A 15,773-nucleotide genomic window follows, 5' to 3' on the forward strand; every position below is an offset into this window, starting at 1 on the left:
TCAGCTGCCGGGCACGACCACAGCGCGGCCGCGCACCTTGCCGTCGTGCAGGTCGGCGTACGCCTGCAGCGCGTCGGCGAGCGGGTACGACCTCGTCTCGATCTGGATCTCGCCGCGGTGCGCCATCTCGACGAGCTCGAGGAGCGACGTGCGCGTGCCCCAGAGCGACGTGCGCACCTCGACGTCGTAGGGCGCGGCGAGCAGCCCGACCTTCGCGGTGCCGCCGCCGGCGCCGACGACGACCACCGCGCCCGCGACCTTCACCGCGCCGACCGCGGTCGCGCCCGTCGCGTCGATGCCGACGAAGTCGAAGACCACGTCGGCACCGACGCCGCCCGTGAGCTCCTTGATGCGCGCGGCCGCCTCCGCGTTCGACTCGAGCGTCTCGTGCGCGCCCATCTCGCGGGCGAAGGCGAGCTTCTCCTCGCCCACGTCGAGCGCGATCACCTTCGCGGAGGTGAGCGTGCGCAGCAGCTGGATGGCGACGTGGCCGAGGCCGCCGGCGCCGATGACGACGGCGGTCGAGCCGCCCGTGAGGTGGGGCAGCACCTTCTTGATCGCCTCGTACGGCGTGAGCGCCGCATCCGTCAGCGACGCCGCGCGCACCGGGTCGAGGTCGCCGATCGGCACGAGGTGCCGGGCGGTGTCGACGAGCATGTACTCGGCCATGGCGCCGTCGCGGCCGAGGCCGGGGGAGACCATGCCGCGCAGGCACAGCTGCTCGCGCCCGTCTGCGCACATGGCGCACACGCCGCAGCCCCAGCAGCCGTAGACGATCACGCTGTCGCCGACCTCGACGCCGGTCGCGCCCTCGCCGAGCGCCTCGACGACGCCGGCCGGCTCGTGCCCGAGCGTCATCGGCATCGGGTAGGGGTAGACGTCCTCGGGGAACGACATGACGACCTCGTCGGAGTGGCACAGCCCCGACGCCGTGATGCGCAGCAGCACCTCGCCCGGCCCGGGAGTCGGCTTCTCGACCTCGACGAGCTGGGGCCGCTCGCCGAACGCGGTGTACTGGACTGCCTGCATGGTGCGCTCCTCTGGTTCGGGAGGCCGGCGCGACCGCCGATGCCTCGCCCCTCCAGCCTAGGCACGCACCGCGACGGCGCGACAGGCGGCTTCCCTGGCCTCGATAGCCTGGCGCTCCGGGTCACGAGGCGGAGGGGGCGCAGTGGACGTCGAGCCGCGCACCGGCGAGGCCGAGCGCGTGCGGCTGCGCCTCGAGGCGCAGCTCGCCACGATCGCGAGCACCACTCGCGACCTGCTCGAGGTGCAGGACGCCACCGCGATGCTCCAGCGCATCGTCGACCGCGTGCACGAGCTGCTGGGCGCCGAGGTCACCTACCTCTCGGTCTACGACCCGGCGATCGACGAGCTCTTCGTGCGCGCCGTGCGCGGCTCGCGGTCGGGCAGGTTCCTGGGGATGCGCGTGCCGGCGGGGGTGGGCGTCGCGAGCCTCGTCGTGCGCACCCGCTCCGCCCAGTCGGTGGCCGACTACGAGGAGCTCGGCGCGCTGCCCCGCGACGAGCAGATCGACGAGATCGTGCGGGCCGAGGGCATCCACGCCATCCTCGGCGCCCCGCTCCTCGGCGGCGGCGACGTGCTCGGCGTGCTGTTCGCCGCCAACCGCGCCGCGCGCGAGTTCGACGACGAGGACGCGGCGCTGCTCACCGCCTTCGCCGATCACGCGGCGATCGTGCTGCGCATCGCGGGGGTGCTCGAGGCGCTCACCGCGAGCCGCCAGGAGGCCGAGGCGGCGCGCGAGCGGGCCGAGCGGCTCGCAGCCGAGACGCTCTCGGCGTCGCGACTCCACGGTGAGCTGACCGAGCTCATCGTGCGGGGCCGCGGGCCGGAGGACGTGCTCGCGGCGCTCGCGGCCGCCCTCGACCGACCGGTCTGGGCGGAGGACGTGCAGGGCGCGCCGCTGTGGGGCTCGGATGCGCTCGTCGCGGCCACCGCGCGTCCGGCGCTCGCGCGCGCCGCCGTCGAGAGCGCCGCCACGGGCCGCTCGAGCGCGGTCGACGGCGGGCCGGTGCGCGCCGTGATCGCGGTGGTCGCGGCGGGCGAGCGGATCGGCGCGGTGCTCGTCGGCGGCGCGGGGCCGCTCAGCGACCTCCAGCGGCGCACGCTCGAGCGCTCCGCGCAGATCCTCGCGCTCGTCACGATGCAGCGCAACGCCGTCGCCGACGCCGAGGAGCGGGTGCGGGGCGAGCTCGTGCTCGACCTGCTCGAGAGCCCCGACACGGATGCCGCGGTGCGGCGTGCCAGGCAGCGCGGCATCCCGGTCGACGAGGCGTGGTGCGCCGTCGCCGTGCGCGTCGCGGACGCCGACCGGTCGCGCGCCGCCGCGCGGCTGCGGCAGTCGCGCGGCGCGCTCGTCGCGCTCGCCCCGGAGGGCTGCGCGGTGCTGCTGCCCGAGCCCGATGCCACCGAGGCCGCGCGCGGCGTGCGCGCGCTGCTCGGCCCGATCGCGGCGATCGTGGTCACCGAGGGCGTCGCCTCGCTCGCCGACGCGGGGCGGGGGATGCGCGCGGCCGGCAGGGCGGCGAGGCTGCTGCGGGGACTCGGCGTCGACGACGCCGCGACGACCGCCATCGCCTTCGAGCCCTACGCGGCCGTGTTCGACGACGACGGGGCGCGAGCTCGGGCCTTCGTCGACGGCGCGCTCGGCGCGGTGCTCGCGTGGGATGCGCGGCGCGGCACCGAGCTGGTCGCGACGCTCGCGGCGCTGCTCGAGTCCCAGGGGTCGGCGGCCGCGGCCGCCCGCCGGCTCGGGGTGCACCTGAGCACGGTGAAGCAGCGGTCGGCGCGCCTGCGGGCGCTCCTCGGCGACGACTGGGACGCGTCCGAGCGGCGGTTCCGCGTGGAGGTCGCGGCGCGCCTGCACATGGCACTGCAGGGTCTCGATCGGACACGTCCGACCGACTGAATGTGGCCCATCCGGCCATGGTCGCGCGGCGGCGGCCGCGCTTGACTGCTACCGCCGCAACGGGTGCGGTGCAGGAGGGTGGCGACGATGGCACGGACGAGCAGGCTCAGCGGGCTGCGCAATCACACGGTCGAGGAGCGCCGAGCGCTCGTCGCGGATGCGCTCGGCTCGGACGACCCGCTCGCCCCGCTCGTCGACGGCGGCCTCGACGAGGCCCGCGCCGATCGCATGATCGAGCACGTCATCGGCCAGATCGGCATCCCGGTCGGCGTCGCGACCAACTTCGTCGTCGACGGGCGCGAGGTGCTCGTGCCCATGGCGACGGAGGAGCCGTCGGTCGTGGCGGCAGCGAGCAACATCGCCCGCATGGCGCGCGAGCGCGGCGGCTTCACGACCTCCAGCACGGCGCCGATCATGCAGGCCCAGATCCACGTCGTCGACGTCGCCGACCCGCACGGGGCCCGGCTGCGCATCCTCGAGCAGCGCGAGGCGCTCATGGCGCTCGCCGATGAGCAGGACCCCCGGCTCGTCGAGCTCGGCGGCGGCGTGCGCGACCTCGTCGTGCGGATCGTCGAGCGCGAGGGCCGCCGGCACCTCGTGGCGCACCTGCTCGTCGACGTGCGCGACGCGATGGGCGCGAACGCCGTGAACACGATGGCCGAGGCGATCTCGGGCCGCGTCGCCGAGCTCGCGGGCGGCCGCCCGCTGCTGCGCATCCTCACGAACAAGGCCGACCTGCGGCTGAGCCGGGCGCGCGCCGTGATCCCCGCCGACATGCTCGGCGGACCCGAGATCGTCGACAACATGATCCTGGGCGCGCAGCTCGCCGAGGACGACCCGTACCGCGCCGCGACGCACAACAAGGGCATCATGAACGGCATCTCGGCCGTCGTGCTCGCGACCGGCAACGACACGCGCGCCGTGGAGGCGGGCGCCCACTCGCACGCCGTGCGCGACGGCCACTACGGCTCCCTCTCGCACTTCGAGCGCGACGCGCAGGGCGACCTCGTCGCGACGCTCGAGCTGCCCCTCGCCGTCGGCCTCGTCGGCGGCGCGACCAAGACGCATCCCGCCGCCCGCGCCGCGGTCGCGCTCACCGAGGTCGAGACCGCGCAGCAGCTCGCGCAGCTCATCTGCGCCGTCGGGCTCGCGCAGAACGTCGCGGCCGTCCGCGCGCTCGCGGCCGAGGGCATCCAGCAGGGGCACATGGCGCTGCATGCGCGCAACGTCGCCGTCGCCGCCGGCGCGGAGGGCGACGAGATCGACCTCGTCGCCGCGCGCCTCGTCGAGCAGCGCGCCGTGCGCGCCGACGTCGCCGAGCGCGAGCTCGCGTCGCTGCGGGAGCGCCCGTGACCGGCGCGCTCGAGCTGGGGCTCCCGATGCGCCGCCCGCGCGCCGGGCTCCCCGAGCGCGTGACGGTGTGGGAGGTCGGGCCGCGCGACGGCCTGCAGGCCGAGCCGACGGCGCTCGAGCCGGCCGTGCGCGCCGAGCTCATCCGCCGCCTGGCCGCCGCCGGCGCATCCGTCATCGAGGCCGGCAGCTTCGTGCGCGCCGACCGGGTGCCGCAGATGGCGCGCTCGGCGGAGGTGCTCGCGGCGCTCGGCGACCTCGACGCGCGGCTGCCGGTGCTGACCCCCAACCCGCGCGGGCTGCAGGACGCGATCGACGCCGGCGCGCGCGAGGTCGCGGTGTTCCTGAGCGCCACCGAGACCTTCTCGCGCGCCAACCTCGGCGCGTCGATGGCCGACGCGGAGGCCGCCGCCGAGGAGGTCGTCCGCACCGCCGTCGACCGAGGCATGCGCGTGCGGGGCTACGTGTCGATGGTGTTCGGCGACCCGTGGGAGGGCGCGGTCGAGCCGGATGCGTCGGCGCGGCTCTCGGAGCGGATGCTCGCGTGGGGGGTCGCCGAGGTCTCCCTCGGCGACACGATCGGCGTCGCCACACCCGGCGCGGTCGCCGACGTCATCGCCGCGCACGCGGCGCGGGGCGTGCCGGTGGACCGGCTCGCCCTCCACATGCACGACACCTACGGCCAGGCGCTCGCGAACGTGTACGCGGGGCTCGAGGCGGGCGTGCGCATCTTCGACTCGGCGGTCGCCGGCACCGGCGGCTGCCCGTTCGCGAGGTCGGCGACCGGCAACCTGGCCACCGAGGACCTCCTCTGGATGCTCGACGGGCTCGGCATCGAGCACGGCATGGACCTGTCGGCGATCGCCGGCACCGGCGACTGGCTGAGCGCCGAGCTCGGCCGCGCCACGACATCCCGCGTCGCACGGGCGCTCGCGGGCGGAAAGGAAGCGCGATGAAGCGCACGTACCTGGAGGTCTGGGGCGACACCGTCGACGGTCGTCACCTGCTGTACTCCATCCTCATCGGCGTGGGTCTCGCGACCCCCGCCTACCTGCTCGCGGCGTGGCTGTTCGGCCAGTCGTCGATCGAGCCGGGCCTCGCGAAGTCGTACTCGCTGCTCGTCGGCCTCGCCGCGTGCGTGGTCACCGGCGTCGTGTCGGCGCGCGCCTTCCCGCCGAAGCGCATCCTCACCGAGCAGACCGACGAGGCGGGCTCGCGCGAGGCGGCCATGGACGCCATCGAGGCGGAGTACGGCCCGCTCGGCGACCCGGACGAGCTGCCCGCGCCCGTGCTCCGCGAGGTGCAGGAGCTCGGCATCTACGAGGACCTCCGCGCCCAGCACGCGAAGCACCGCGCGAAGGCCGAGGTGCGCTGATGGAGATGCTCGACGCGACCCTCTGGGCGCTCGGCATGGCGCTCATCGGCGCCGTCGTCTTCGGCCTGCTCGGCCTGGTCTCGGGCACCGACGAGACGGCGACGATCGCCCCGATCACGCTCCTCGTCATCCTGCTCGGCGTGCCGCCGGCCGGCGTCTTCGCGTTCTTCATGGCGGCGATCGCCTCGAAGCACATCACGCACGCCATCCCGACGACCCTGCTCGGCATCCCTGGCGACACCATGGCGGCGCCGCTGCTGCGCGACGCCCAGATGCTCCGCGAGCTCGGCGTGCCGCACATCGCGCTGCGGAAGGCCATCTCGGGCGGCGTCATCGCGGCGCTCATCGCGGTGCCGCTCGCGGTGCTCTTCGCCCTGATCCTGACGCCCTTCGCCGACGCGATCAGCTCGGTCGCGCCGTGGCTGTTCCTGGCGGCCGCGATCCTCATCGCCGTCACCTCGAAGGGCCGCTGGGCGGCGCTCTTCGCGCTCGTGCCCTTCGTGCTGCTCGTGGTCGGCCTGCAGGCGTTCGCGACGAGCACGATCGGCCACGGGCTGTCGATCTCGTTCTTCCTCGGCATCGCCACCGGCCCGCTCATCGCCGACCTCTTCCTCGCCTCGAGCCCGCTCGGGCGCAAGCTGATCGGCCGCGACGAGCAGCGCACGTTCGAGCTGGCGAAGGACACCCGCACGTGGAAGGGCCGGATGCCCAACCCGTTCAAGGTGCTCGACCGCCAGCAGCTCGCCTACACGAGCGCGGCCGCGACCGTGTCGAGCGCGACCTTCGTGTTCTCGCCCGTCGCGATGACGGTGCTGATGGGCGAGCTCTTCGGCAGCCGCTTCAAGAACGGCTACCACCGCCTCACGTCGACGATGTCGATCCGCAACGGCACGACCGAGTCGACCTACATCGCCGAGACGCTCATCCCGCTCATCGCGATCGGGCTGCCGCTGTCGCCGATGGCGGCGGGGCCCGCCAACCCGCTGTTCAACGCGCCGCCGGTCTACACGATCGACGCCGAGGCGGGCACGTCGAACAACCTGCACAACCTGCTCGAGCCGTGGCAGTTCCTGGTGTTCGGGCTGCTCGCGGTCATCATCGCGGTGCTCATCAGCTACCCGTTCGCCATGACGCAGGCGCACCGGGCGGCGAAGTGGGTCATGCGCACCGTCTCGCACGAGGCGATCATCGGCGCGTTCGCCGCGCTGATCGTCGTCATCTGCCTCTACGAGGGCGGGCTCGTGGCGCTGCTCGTCGCGCTCACGGTCGGCCTCGTCGGCGGCCTGCTCAACCGCATGTTCCACATGCACACGGGCGTGCAGTTCATGGGCTACTACGTCGCGGCGCTCACGGTGCCGGCGATCATGGCGCTCGTCGCACCCGCGGCCTGAGCCGCACCCGCGGCGCGCGCCGCACCGACGGGGCCGGTCCGGATGGGCCGGCCCCGTCGTGTGGGCGGTCGCGAGTATCCTGGGGGGACATGGCTCCCACCCTCCGCCCCCGCAGGCTGCGGCAGAGCGCTCCCATGCGCCGCCTCGTGGCCGAGACTCGCATCCACCCCGCGCAGCTGGTGCTGCCGATGTTCGTCGCCGAAGGGCTGAGCGAGCCGAGGCCCATCTCGTCGATGCCCGGCCAGGTGCAGCACACGCTCGACTCCGCCGCGCGCGAGGTCGAGCGCGCGATCGCCGCCGGCGTCGGCGGCGTCATGCTCTTCGGTGTGCCCGAGCACAAGGACGCCGAGGGCTCGGGCGCGACCGACCCCGACGGCATCCTCAACGCCGCGACGCGCTTCCTCGCCGAGCGGTTCGGCGACGCGACGGTCGTGCAGACCGACCTCTGCCTCGACGAGTTCACCGACCACGGCCACTGCGGCGTGCTCGCCGCCGACGGCGCGGTCGACAACGACGCGACGCTCGAGCGCTACGCCGACATGGCGGTCGCCCAGGCTGCCGCCGGCTCCCAGATCCTCGGCCTCAGCGGCATGATGGACGGCCAGGTCGAGCGGGTGCGCGCGGCGCTCGACGCGGCCGGCCACCAGCAGACGGCCGTCCTCGCCTACAGCGCGAAGTACGCCTCCGCCCTCTACGGCCCCTTCCGCGAGGCCGTCGACTCGAGCCTGCAGGGCGACCGCAAGACCTACCAGCAGGATCCGGCGAACCGCCGCGAGGGGCTCCGCGAGGCGCTGCTCGACCTCGCCGAGGGCGCCGACATCGTGATGGTGAAGCCGGCCTCCCTCTACCTCGACGTGCTCGCCGACGTGGCCGCCGCATCCGACGTGCCCGTGTGGGCCTACCAGGTGTCGGGCGAGTACGCGATGGTCGAGGCGGCCGCCGCGAACGGCTGGATCGACCGCGACCGCCTCATCGCCGAGAGCCTCACGAGCATCGTGCGCGCAGGCGCCGACGTGGTGCTCACCTACTGGGCGATCGAGCAGGCCGAGTGGCTGGGGGCCATGCGATGAGCACCAACGCCGAGCTCTTCGAGCGCGCCAAGCTCGCGATCCCGGGCGGCGTCAACAGCCCCGTGCGCGCCTTCGGCTCCGTCGGCGGCACGCCCGCCTTCCTCGTGCGGGCGCACGGCGCCCACGTGACGGATGCCGAGGGTCGCGACCTCGTCGACCTGGTCGCGAGCTGGGGCCCGGCCATCCTCGGCCACGCCCACCCCGAGGTGGTGGAGGCCGTGCAGGACGCCGCCGCCCACGGCCTCTCGTTCGGCGCCTCGACGCCCGCGGAGGCGCTGCTCGCCGAGGAGGTCGAGCGCCGCGTCGGCCCCGTCGAGCGGCTGCGGCTCGTCTCGACCGGCACCGAGGCGACGATGACGGCCATCCGCCTCGCCCGCGGCGCGACCGGCCGCGACCTGCTCGTGAAGTTCGACGGCCACTACCACGGCCACTCCGACGGCCTCCTCGTGGCCGCCGGCTCCGGCCTCGCGACGCTCGCCATGCCCGGCTCGGCCGGCATCCCCGCGTCGGTCGCCGCGACGACCGTCGTCGTGCCGTACAACGACCGCGAGGCCATCGAGCGGCTCTTCGCCGAGCGCGGCGACCAGATCGCCGCGATCATCGTCGAGGCGGCCGCCGCCAACATGGGCGTCGTCGCGCCCGACGGCGACTTCAACGGCTTCCTCGCCCGCACCGCGCACGCGCACGGCGCGCTGCTCATCAGCGACGAGGTGCTCACCGGCTTCCGCGTGCACCGCGCAGGCATGTGGGGCCTCGAGCAGTGGGTCGGCGACGAGGCGCCCGACCTCATCACCTTCGGCAAGGTGATCGGCGGCGGCATGCCGCTCGCGGCGCTCGGCGGCCGGCGCGACCTCATGGAGCTGCTCGCGCCGCTCGGCCCCGTCTACCAGGCGGGCACCCTGTCGGGGAACCCTGTCGCGGTCGCGGCGGGCCTCACGACGCTGCGGCTCGCGACCGACGAGGTGTACCGCCGCCTCGACGCGGCGGCCGACGTCATCACGGGCGCGCTCGCCGACGCGCTCACGGCCGAGGGCGTCGCCCACGCGATCACCCGCGTCGGCAGCCTCTTCTCGGTCGCCTTCCGCGAGGGCGCGCCGCGCGACTTCGACGAGGTGCGCGCGCAGGACGCCTTCCGCTACCCGCCGTTCTTCCACGCGATGCTCGACGCGGGCGTGAGCCTGCCGCCGAGCGTCTTCGAGGCGTGGTTCGTGACCGCGGCGCACGGCGACGAGCCGCTCGGCCGCATCGTCGAGGCGCTGCCCGCGGCCGCCCGCGCGGCGGCAGCCGCCAAGGGCGCCTGAGGGCCCGAAGCACCTAGCCTCCGGCGCCCGCCGGGACTACCGTTGCGGCATGGCGACGACGTTGGCGTGCCCCGAGTGCGGCACCCCCATGCGCGAGATCGTGTGGGGGTACGGCACCATCCCCGACGTGCTCGAAGCCGGTGACGTGGTGATCGGCGGATGCGTCGTCGACGTCGACGACGCCGGTCGCGTGGCCGCGCTCCAGTGCCCGATCTGCGGCACCCGCGCCGACGCCGAGGGCGTCGCGCTCGCGCGCCCCGAGCCCGCCGCGCCCGCCGAGCACCCCTTCGCCGTCAGCTTCAGCAGCCCGCCGCGCGGGAGATGGGAGGTCACGATGTCCGATCCGGCACCGACCCAGGGAGCCGCCGGCCCGCAGCCGGGCAGCGCCGACGCCGCATCGCCGTTCGTCGACGAGGACTTCGGCGCGGTGCCCTCGGCGCCCGGCACGTGGCGCGACCGAGTGCAGCCCTACTCGTCGCACGAGGACGAGCTGCCGCCGCCGTCGACGCCGACGCCCGACCACGTCGAGCCGTACGCCTCCCGCGAGGACGCGCTGCCGGTCGGCGGTGCGGCGATGCCCGACCGCGTCGAGCCCTACGCGGCCCGCGCGCACGACCTGCCCGCCGCATCCGCCCCCGCTCCCGACCACGTCGAGCCGTACGCGTCGCGCGAGGACGCGCTGCCCGACCGGAGCGCAGCGTGGCAGGAGCGCATCCCACCGTTCAGCGGCGGCGCGGCCGACGACGCGGCGCCGGGCGAGGCGGTGCCGGGCGGCGAGGCGCCGGGCGAGGCGGCCGACGACGAGGTGCCGCTGCCGCTCGACGTGCGCATCGACCCGCGGTCGCTCGACACGAGCGACTTCACCGACGCCGAGGAGGAGGGCTGGCCGCCGCGGGGCGACTGACCGGCCTCAGAACAGCCGCGCGTGCCCGGAGTCGATGCCGCGCATGTCGTCGTAGTCGAGCACGACGCAGCGGATGCCGCGGTCCTCGGCGAGCGTGCGCGCCTGCGGCTTGATCTCCTGCGCGGCGAACACGCCCGTCACGGGCGCGATGCGCGGGTCGCGGTTCAGCAGCTCCAGGTAGCGGGTGAGCTGCTCGACGCCGTCGATCTCGCCCCGCCGCTTGATCTCGACCGCCACGGTCGTGCCCGTCGCATCCTTCGCCAGGATGTCGACCGGGCCGATGGGCGTCATGTACTCGCGCCGCCACAGCTCCCAGCCGTCGCCGAGGCGCTCGATCTGCTCGGCGAGCAGCACCTGCAGGTGCGCCTCGACGCCGTCCTTCACGAGCCCCGGGTCGACGCCGAGCTCGTGGCTCGAGTCGGCGAGCACCTCGTGCACCGAGACGATGAGCGAGTCGCCCGTCTTGCGGTGCGTGACCGTCCACACCTCGGTGACGCCCGCGGCCCGCTGGTCGTCGTCGGGCTCGGATGCGCTGAACACGGCGGGCGGGCTCATCCAGTTGAGCGGCTTGTACGAGCCGCCGTCGGAGTGCACGAGGATCGAGCCGTCGGCCTTGAGCATGAGCACGCGCGGCGCGAGCGGCAGGTGCGCCGACAGGCGCCCGGCGTAGTCGACGGAGCAGTGGGCGACGACGAGCCTCATGAGGCGACCTCCTGCGGCGTGGCGGGCGAGACGCGCTCGCGCGCGACGTGGCTGGTGACGAGCGAGAGCACCACGAAGACGAGCACGGCGAGCAGGGCGTTCCGCAGCCCCACGAGGTCGCCGAGCAGGCCCAGCAGCGGCGGGCCGGCGAGGAAGGCGATGTAGCCGATCGCCGAGACGGTGCCGACGCGCGCGGCGGCCATGCGCGGCTCGTCGGCGGCGGCGCTCATGCCGACCGGGAAGCCGAGGCTCGCGCCGAAGCCCCACAGCAGCACGCCGGCGACGACGAGCCAGGAGGCGTCGGCGAAGATCACGAGCAGGAGACCCGCGGCGGCGCACGCGGCGGTCGCGCGCAGCACCGGCACGCGGCCGAAGCGCGCGAGCATGCCGACGCCCAGCAGGCGGCCGCCGGTCATGGCGGTGAGGAACAGCGCGAGCATGAACGCGCCGCCCTCCTTCGAGAAGCCGTGGCCGTCGACCATCACGAGCGCGAGCCAGTCGTTGGCGCTGCCCTCGGTGAGCGACATGCCGAGCACGAGCAGGCCCAGCAGCAGCGTGCGCGGATCCTTCCAGACCGCGAGCCGCTCGCGCAGCGTCACCGGCTCCTCGTGCTCCTCGACCGTGTCGGCGGGCAGGTGCCGGTGGACGACGAAGCCGAGCGCGATCGTCAGCACGGCGATCGAGGTCGCCTGCCAGCCGAGCCCGATGCCGAGGAGCTCGCAGAGGCCGCCGAGACCCGCGCCGGCGACGGTGCCGAACGAGAAGGAGGCGTGGAAGAGCGGCATGATGGGCTTCCCCAGCCGCCGCTCGTTGGCGGCGCCCGAGATGTTCATCGCCACGTCGGTGACGCCGGTGAGGCTGCCGCCCACGATGAACCCGGCGATCACGAGCCACGCCTGCCCGGCGTCGGCGGCCCATCCGGCGAGCGCGAGGCCGCTCGAGACCGCGATCATGCCGAACGACACCACGAGCCGCGTGCCCACGGCGTGGATGATGTGGCTCGCCAGCAGCAGACCCGTGACCGAGCCGACGGAGATGCCGAGCAGGATCATGCCCATCTCGCCGGTCGAGATGTCGAGCACGTCGCGCACGTGGGGCACGCGCGCCATCCAGCTGGCGTAGCCGAGGCCCATCGCGAAGAACGTCGCGAACACGGCGTTGCGCCAGGCGGTGAGGGAGTGCACCGATCCATTCTGCCGTGCCGGGGAGCCGGGCCGCGCCGGGCCGCCCGCACAACGCAAGCCCCGCGCGCCGGTTCCGCACCGCTTCGGCGGCCCGCCCCCGATCCGCCGCACGATCGGGCGGAACGGCTTGCGTTGTGCGGCGCCCGCGCAGGAGTAGCGTCAGCGCCATGGCGGATCGGGTCATCGAGACGAGCGGTCTCGACAAGCGGTTCGGGCGCGTGCAGGCGCTCGACGGGCTCGACCTCGCGGTCGAGCAGGGTGCGGTGCACGGCTTCCTCGGCCCCAACGGCGCCGGCAAGTCGACCACCATCCGGGTGCTGCTCGGGATGCTGCGGGCCTCCGGCGGCGAGGCGCGCGTGTTCGGCATGGATCCGTGGCGCGACGCCGTCGCGATCCACCGCCGCGCGGCGTACGTGCCCGGCGACGTGACCCTCTGGCCAGGCCTCACCGGCGGCGAGGCGATCGACACGATCACGCGCCTGCGCGGCCACCGGGCCCCCGCATCCGACCGGGCCCGCCTCATCGAGGCGTTCGACCTCGACCCGCGCCGCCGCTCGAAGACCTACTCGAAGGGCAACCGGCAGAAGGTCGCGCTCATCGCCGCGTTCGCGAGCGAGGCCGACCTCTACATCCTCGACGAGCCGACGAGCGGGCTCGACCCGCTGATGGAGAGCGTCTTCCAGGCCGAGATCCGCCGCGTCGCCGACCGCGGCGCTACGGTGCTGCTGTCGAGCCACATCCTCAGCGAGGTCGAGCGGCTCTGCTCGACCGTCTCGATCATCCGCGACGGGCGCATCGTCGAGGCCGGCACGCTCGAGCAGCTGCGCCACCTGCACCACACCGTCGTCGCCTACCGCGGCCCGGCGCCGGAGGGACTGCCGCTCGCCGACGTCTCGGTCGAGGGCGAGCACGTGCGCGCCTCCGTCGCCGCCGAGCACATGCCCGCGGTGCTGCGCTGGCTCGGCGACCGCGGGGCGCAGGCCGTCACGCTGACGCCGCCGAGCCTCGAGGAGCTGTTCCTGCGCCACTACGGCGACGAGGCGCGCGTCGACTCGGCGCGGGCAGAGCGCGCGAAGGGCCAGCGGCACGCCGACGAGACGGGCCTGGTGGACGCGCCTGAGGCGGATGGACCGGAGGCGGCGGATGCGCCGGCGGTCGCGCCGTCGTCGGCCGACGTCGACGACGTCCACGGCCGGCACGCGAGGTGAGCCGGCGATGACCGGCACCGGCCTGCTGCTCGTCGCGGCGCTGCGTCGCGACCGGCTGCACGTCGTGCTGTGGGTGCTCGCGGTCGCCGGCATGTGGTCGGCCGTGCTCGGCGGACTCGGCGCCGCCTTCGACGAGGAGTCGCGCCGAGGGCTCGTCGCGCTGCTGGCGGCGCAGCCGGGCCTCATGCTGCTGCGCGGCGCGCCCGCCGGCACGGGCCTCGGCGCGGTGATGTTCGTCTCGACCTTCGCCTACCTCGCCGTGATGGTCGCGTTCATGATGACCTTCTTCGCGGTGCGCCACTCGCGCGGCGACGAGGACGCCGGCCGCGCCGAGCTGGTGCGCGGCACGGCGGTCGGCCGCTGGGCGCCGCTCGTGTCGACGCTGCTCGCCGGAGCCATCGAGCTCGCGGTCGTGTGCGGCGTCACGCTCGCGGCCTCGCTCGCGCTCGGGCTCGACCCGCTGGGCTCGGCGCTCATGGCGGCGGCGCTCGCGGGCGTCGGCGTCGTCGCGATGCTCGTCGGGCTGCTCGCCGGACAGGTCTTCCCCACCTCGCGCGCCGCGAACGGCGCCGCGTCGATCGTCGTGGGGCTGTGGTTCTTCGTGCGCGGCATCGGGGATGCGCTCGGCGAGCCGAGCGCCGACCTCACCCGGGTCGAGTCGGCGTGGCCGATCTGGCTCTCGCCGATCGGCTGGGGCGCGCAGGCGCATCCCTTCGCCGACGAGCCGTGGGAGCCCGACGGCACGCCGCTGCTGCTCTTCGTGCCCGCCGTGCTCCTGCTCGGCGCGCTCGTGGTGGCGCTCGAGGCGCGGCGCGAGCTCGGCCGCTCGCTGCTGGCGGAGCGCCGCGGCCGCGGCGCCGGCACCGCGCTGCTCGGCTGGCACCCCGGCGGTGCGCCGCTCGGCCTCACCGGCCGGCTGCAGCGCGCCGCGTCGCTCGCGTGGCTCGTCGTCGGCGCGGTGATCGGCGCGATCGCCGGGCGCCTCGCGCCGGTGATCTCGGAGGCGCTCGCCGAGAACCCGGCGCTCGGCCGCATCGTCGAGACGCTCGGCGCCGAGGGCGGCGGCGACACCGAGGGCCTGTTCCTCACGGCGCTCGCGGGCGTCATCGGCGTGGTGGCGAGCGCGGCGGGCATGCAGGCGGTGCTGCGGCTGCGGCACGAGGAGCAGGCGCACGGCGAGCTCATGCTCGCGACGACCGTGCGCCGCACCGGGTGGCTCGGCAGCCACCTGCTGCTCGGCGCGCTCGCGTCCCTCGCGGTGCTGGCGGCCTTCACGATCGTGACCGGCGCATCCCTCGCCGCCGGGGGCGAGGAGCGCTGGGAGCAGCTGTGGCGGATCGCGCTCACGCACCTGCCGCTCGTCGCGGTCTACCTCGCGGTCGGCGCGGCCCTCGTGGCGTTCCTGCCGTCGACGGTCGCCTGGCTCGGCTGGGTGCTGCTCATCGGGCTGCTGCTGGTCGGCGACTTCGCGCCGCTGCTCGGCGAGGCGTGGGAGTGGCTCGAGAACCTCAGCCCCTTCCACTGGCTCGCGAACCCGCTCGCCGACGACCCCGACTGGACGGGCTCCTGGTGGCTGCTCGCGATCGCGGCAGCGCTGCTCGCCGCGGCCGCCGCGCGCTTCCGCGCCCGCGACGCCCTGGTCTGAGCGCGTCGGGCGGCTACGCCCGGCGCAGGAGCGCGGCCGACATCATGCGCGTCATCGTCGCGACGTAGGCCTCGGCGTCCCAGCCGGCGCGCAGCACGAGCCGGTCGTAGATGTCGCCCGAGAAGACGAGCAGCAGGTCCCTGGCCGCCTCGACGCTCAGGTCGGGCCGCAGGTGGCCGCCGTCCGCCAGGGCGCGGGCGTTGTGCAGCATCCGCGCGGAGCGCCCCCGCTCGATCTCGTCGAGCAGCGCCCGGGCCTCCTCGTCGACCTCGGCGGCCGAGCGCACGAGCGCGAGGACGGCGCTCGCCCGCGGTGCGACCTCGAGCGCGAGCCGCAGCCACCCCTCGACGATCGCCTCCCCGTCGGGCGCGGAGGCCGCGATCGCGTCTGCCCGGTGCTCGGCGTGCTCGGGTCCGCCTCCCGCGAGCGCGCCCTCCCAGATCGAGCGCACGAGGCCGCCCTTGCCGCCAAACGACTTGTAGACGGTCTCGGGGGAGACGCCGGCGGCGTCGGCCACGGCACCGACCGTCGTCCGCGCGAAGCCCTGCGCGGCGAAGAGCCGGCGCGCCGCCTCGACGACCTCGCGCCGCCGCTCCTCGGCGCGGTCCCGCCGACGCGCCGCGTCGTAGCGCCTCTTGACAGGCTGCTCCACCACGAGGATCCTCCGAATCAGATACACAGCACTGTACCGAATCTTCGGAGCGTGCGTGACGG

The 15,773-nt window shown here is 74.9% G+C and carries 14 protein-coding genes; 10 read left to right on the forward strand and 4 right to left on the reverse strand.

Annotated features, from left to right (window positions below; translation table 11 throughout):
- Positions 1–1,029, reverse strand: a complete 1,029-nt coding sequence (locus J2X49_RS05170) for an NAD(P)-dependent alcohol dehydrogenase (RefSeq protein ID WP_310123345.1) — start codon at positions 1,027–1,029, stop codon at positions 1–3.
- 142 nt (positions 1,030–1,171) lie between these two features.
- Between J2X49_RS05170 and J2X49_RS05175 the strand changes: the two genes are divergently transcribed.
- The 8 genes from J2X49_RS05175 (at position 1,172) to J2X49_RS05210 (ending at position 10,320) form a co-directional block, all read left to right on the forward strand.
- Complete coding sequence (locus J2X49_RS05175) at positions 1,172–2,929, forward strand: GAF domain-containing protein (RefSeq protein ID WP_310123348.1); 1,758 nt, start codon at positions 1,172–1,174, stop codon at positions 2,927–2,929.
- Positions 2,930–3,016: 87 nt separating this feature from the next.
- Positions 3,017–4,282: a hydroxymethylglutaryl-CoA reductase, degradative gene (locus tag J2X49_RS05180; RefSeq protein ID WP_310123352.1), complete on the forward strand. Its 1,266-nt coding sequence runs from the start codon at positions 3,017–3,019 to the stop codon at positions 4,280–4,282.
- Positions 4,279–5,235 (forward strand): hydroxymethylglutaryl-CoA lyase, encoded by a 957-nt coding sequence (locus tag J2X49_RS05185; protein ID WP_310123354.1) that lies wholly within the window; start codon positions 4,279–4,281, stop codon positions 5,233–5,235. Before J2X49_RS05180 ends, J2X49_RS05185 begins: the two co-directional genes overlap by 4 nt.
- A complete protein-coding gene (locus J2X49_RS05190) occupies positions 5,232–5,654 on the forward strand; it encodes a hypothetical protein (RefSeq protein ID WP_310123356.1) in 423 nt (140 codons plus the stop codon). The genes J2X49_RS05185 and J2X49_RS05190 overlap by 4 nt, the downstream gene beginning before the upstream one ends.
- Complete coding sequence (locus tag J2X49_RS05195) at positions 5,654–7,045, forward strand: tripartite tricarboxylate transporter permease (protein WP_310123358.1); 1,392 nt, start codon at positions 5,654–5,656, stop codon at positions 7,043–7,045. Before J2X49_RS05190 ends, J2X49_RS05195 begins: the two co-directional genes overlap by 1 nt.
- Positions 7,046–7,134: 89 nt before the next feature.
- Complete coding sequence (gene hemB, locus J2X49_RS05200) at positions 7,135–8,115, forward strand: porphobilinogen synthase (RefSeq protein ID WP_310123360.1); 981 nt, start codon at positions 7,135–7,137, stop codon at positions 8,113–8,115.
- Positions 8,112–9,416: a glutamate-1-semialdehyde 2,1-aminomutase gene (gene hemL, locus J2X49_RS05205; RefSeq protein ID WP_310123364.1), complete on the forward strand. Its 1,305-nt coding sequence runs from the start codon at positions 8,112–8,114 to the stop codon at positions 9,414–9,416. The genes hemB and hemL overlap by 4 nt, the downstream gene beginning before the upstream one ends.
- Before the next feature lie 49 nt (positions 9,417–9,465).
- The gene (locus J2X49_RS05210; protein WP_310123366.1) at positions 9,466–10,320 is read left to right on the forward strand and encodes a hypothetical protein; all 855 of its coding nucleotides are present in this window, start codon (positions 9,466–9,468) and stop codon (positions 10,318–10,320) included.
- Positions 10,321–10,326: 6 nt separating this feature from the next.
- On the opposite strand, the gene nucS is transcribed toward J2X49_RS05210, so the two are convergent.
- Positions 10,327–11,022: an endonuclease NucS gene (gene nucS / locus J2X49_RS05215; protein WP_128189886.1), complete on the reverse strand. Its 696-nt coding sequence runs from the start codon at positions 11,020–11,022 to the stop codon at positions 10,327–10,329.
- On the reverse strand, positions 11,019–12,206 hold the full coding sequence (locus J2X49_RS05220; RefSeq protein ID WP_310123368.1) for an MFS transporter: 1,188 nt from the start codon (positions 12,204–12,206) through the stop codon (positions 11,019–11,021). The genes nucS and J2X49_RS05220 overlap by 4 nt, the downstream gene beginning before the upstream one ends.
- Positions 12,207–12,373: 167 nt before the next feature.
- On the opposite strand from J2X49_RS05220, the gene J2X49_RS05225 reads away from it, so the two are divergent.
- A complete protein-coding gene (locus J2X49_RS05225; RefSeq protein WP_310123370.1) occupies positions 12,374–13,414 on the forward strand; it encodes an ABC transporter ATP-binding protein in 1,041 nt (346 codons plus the stop codon).
- A 7-nt stretch (positions 13,415–13,421) separates the two neighbouring features.
- Positions 13,422–15,059 carry an ABC transporter permease subunit gene (locus tag J2X49_RS05230; protein ID WP_310123371.1) on the forward strand — a complete coding sequence of 546 codons (1,638 nt, stop codon included), beginning with the start codon at positions 13,422–13,424 and terminating at the stop codon, positions 15,057–15,059.
- A 13-nt stretch (positions 15,060–15,072) separates the two neighbouring features.
- Here the strand turns inward: J2X49_RS05230 and J2X49_RS05235 are convergent, their stop codons facing one another.
- Positions 15,073–15,714 (reverse strand): helix-turn-helix domain-containing protein, encoded by a 642-nt coding sequence (locus tag J2X49_RS05235; protein WP_310123373.1) that lies wholly within the window; start codon positions 15,712–15,714, stop codon positions 15,073–15,075.
- Positions 15,715–15,773 lie beyond the last annotated feature (59 nt).

The sequence above is a fragment of the Agrococcus sp. BE272 genome, assembly GCF_031457935.1.
Taxonomy (GTDB): domain Bacteria; phylum Actinomycetota; class Actinomycetes; order Actinomycetales; family Microbacteriaceae; genus Agrococcus; species Agrococcus sediminis.

Excerpts from the sequence above, each read along its gene's own strand:
- J2X49_RS05170 (WP_310123345.1), bottom strand. The coding sequence starts at position 1,029 with ATGCAGGCAGTCCAGTACACCGCGTTCGGCGAGCGGCCCCAGCTCGTC.
- J2X49_RS05180 (WP_310123352.1), top strand. The coding sequence starts at position 3,017 with ATGGCACGGACGAGCAGGCTCAGCGGGCTGCGCAATCACACGGTCGAG.
- J2X49_RS05190 (WP_310123356.1), top strand. The coding sequence starts at position 5,232 with ATGAAGCGCACGTACCTGGAGGTCTGGGGCGACACCGTCGACGGTCGT.
- J2X49_RS05195 (WP_310123358.1), top strand. The coding sequence starts at position 5,654 with ATGGAGATGCTCGACGCGACCCTCTGGGCGCTCGGCATGGCGCTCATC.
- hemB (WP_310123360.1), top strand. The coding sequence starts at position 7,135 with ATGGCTCCCACCCTCCGCCCCCGCAGGCTGCGGCAGAGCGCTCCCATG.
- hemL (WP_310123364.1), top strand. The coding sequence starts at position 8,112 with ATGAGCACCAACGCCGAGCTCTTCGAGCGCGCCAAGCTCGCGATCCCG.
- J2X49_RS05210 (WP_310123366.1), top strand. The coding sequence starts at position 9,466 with ATGGCGACGACGTTGGCGTGCCCCGAGTGCGGCACCCCCATGCGCGAG.
- nucS (WP_128189886.1), bottom strand. The coding sequence starts at position 11,022 with ATGAGGCTCGTCGTCGCCCACTGCTCCGTCGACTACGCCGGGCGCCTG.
- J2X49_RS05225 (WP_310123370.1), top strand. The coding sequence starts at position 12,374 with ATGGCGGATCGGGTCATCGAGACGAGCGGTCTCGACAAGCGGTTCGGG.
- J2X49_RS05230 (WP_310123371.1), top strand. The coding sequence starts at position 13,422 with ATGACCGGCACCGGCCTGCTGCTCGTCGCGGCGCTGCGTCGCGACCGG.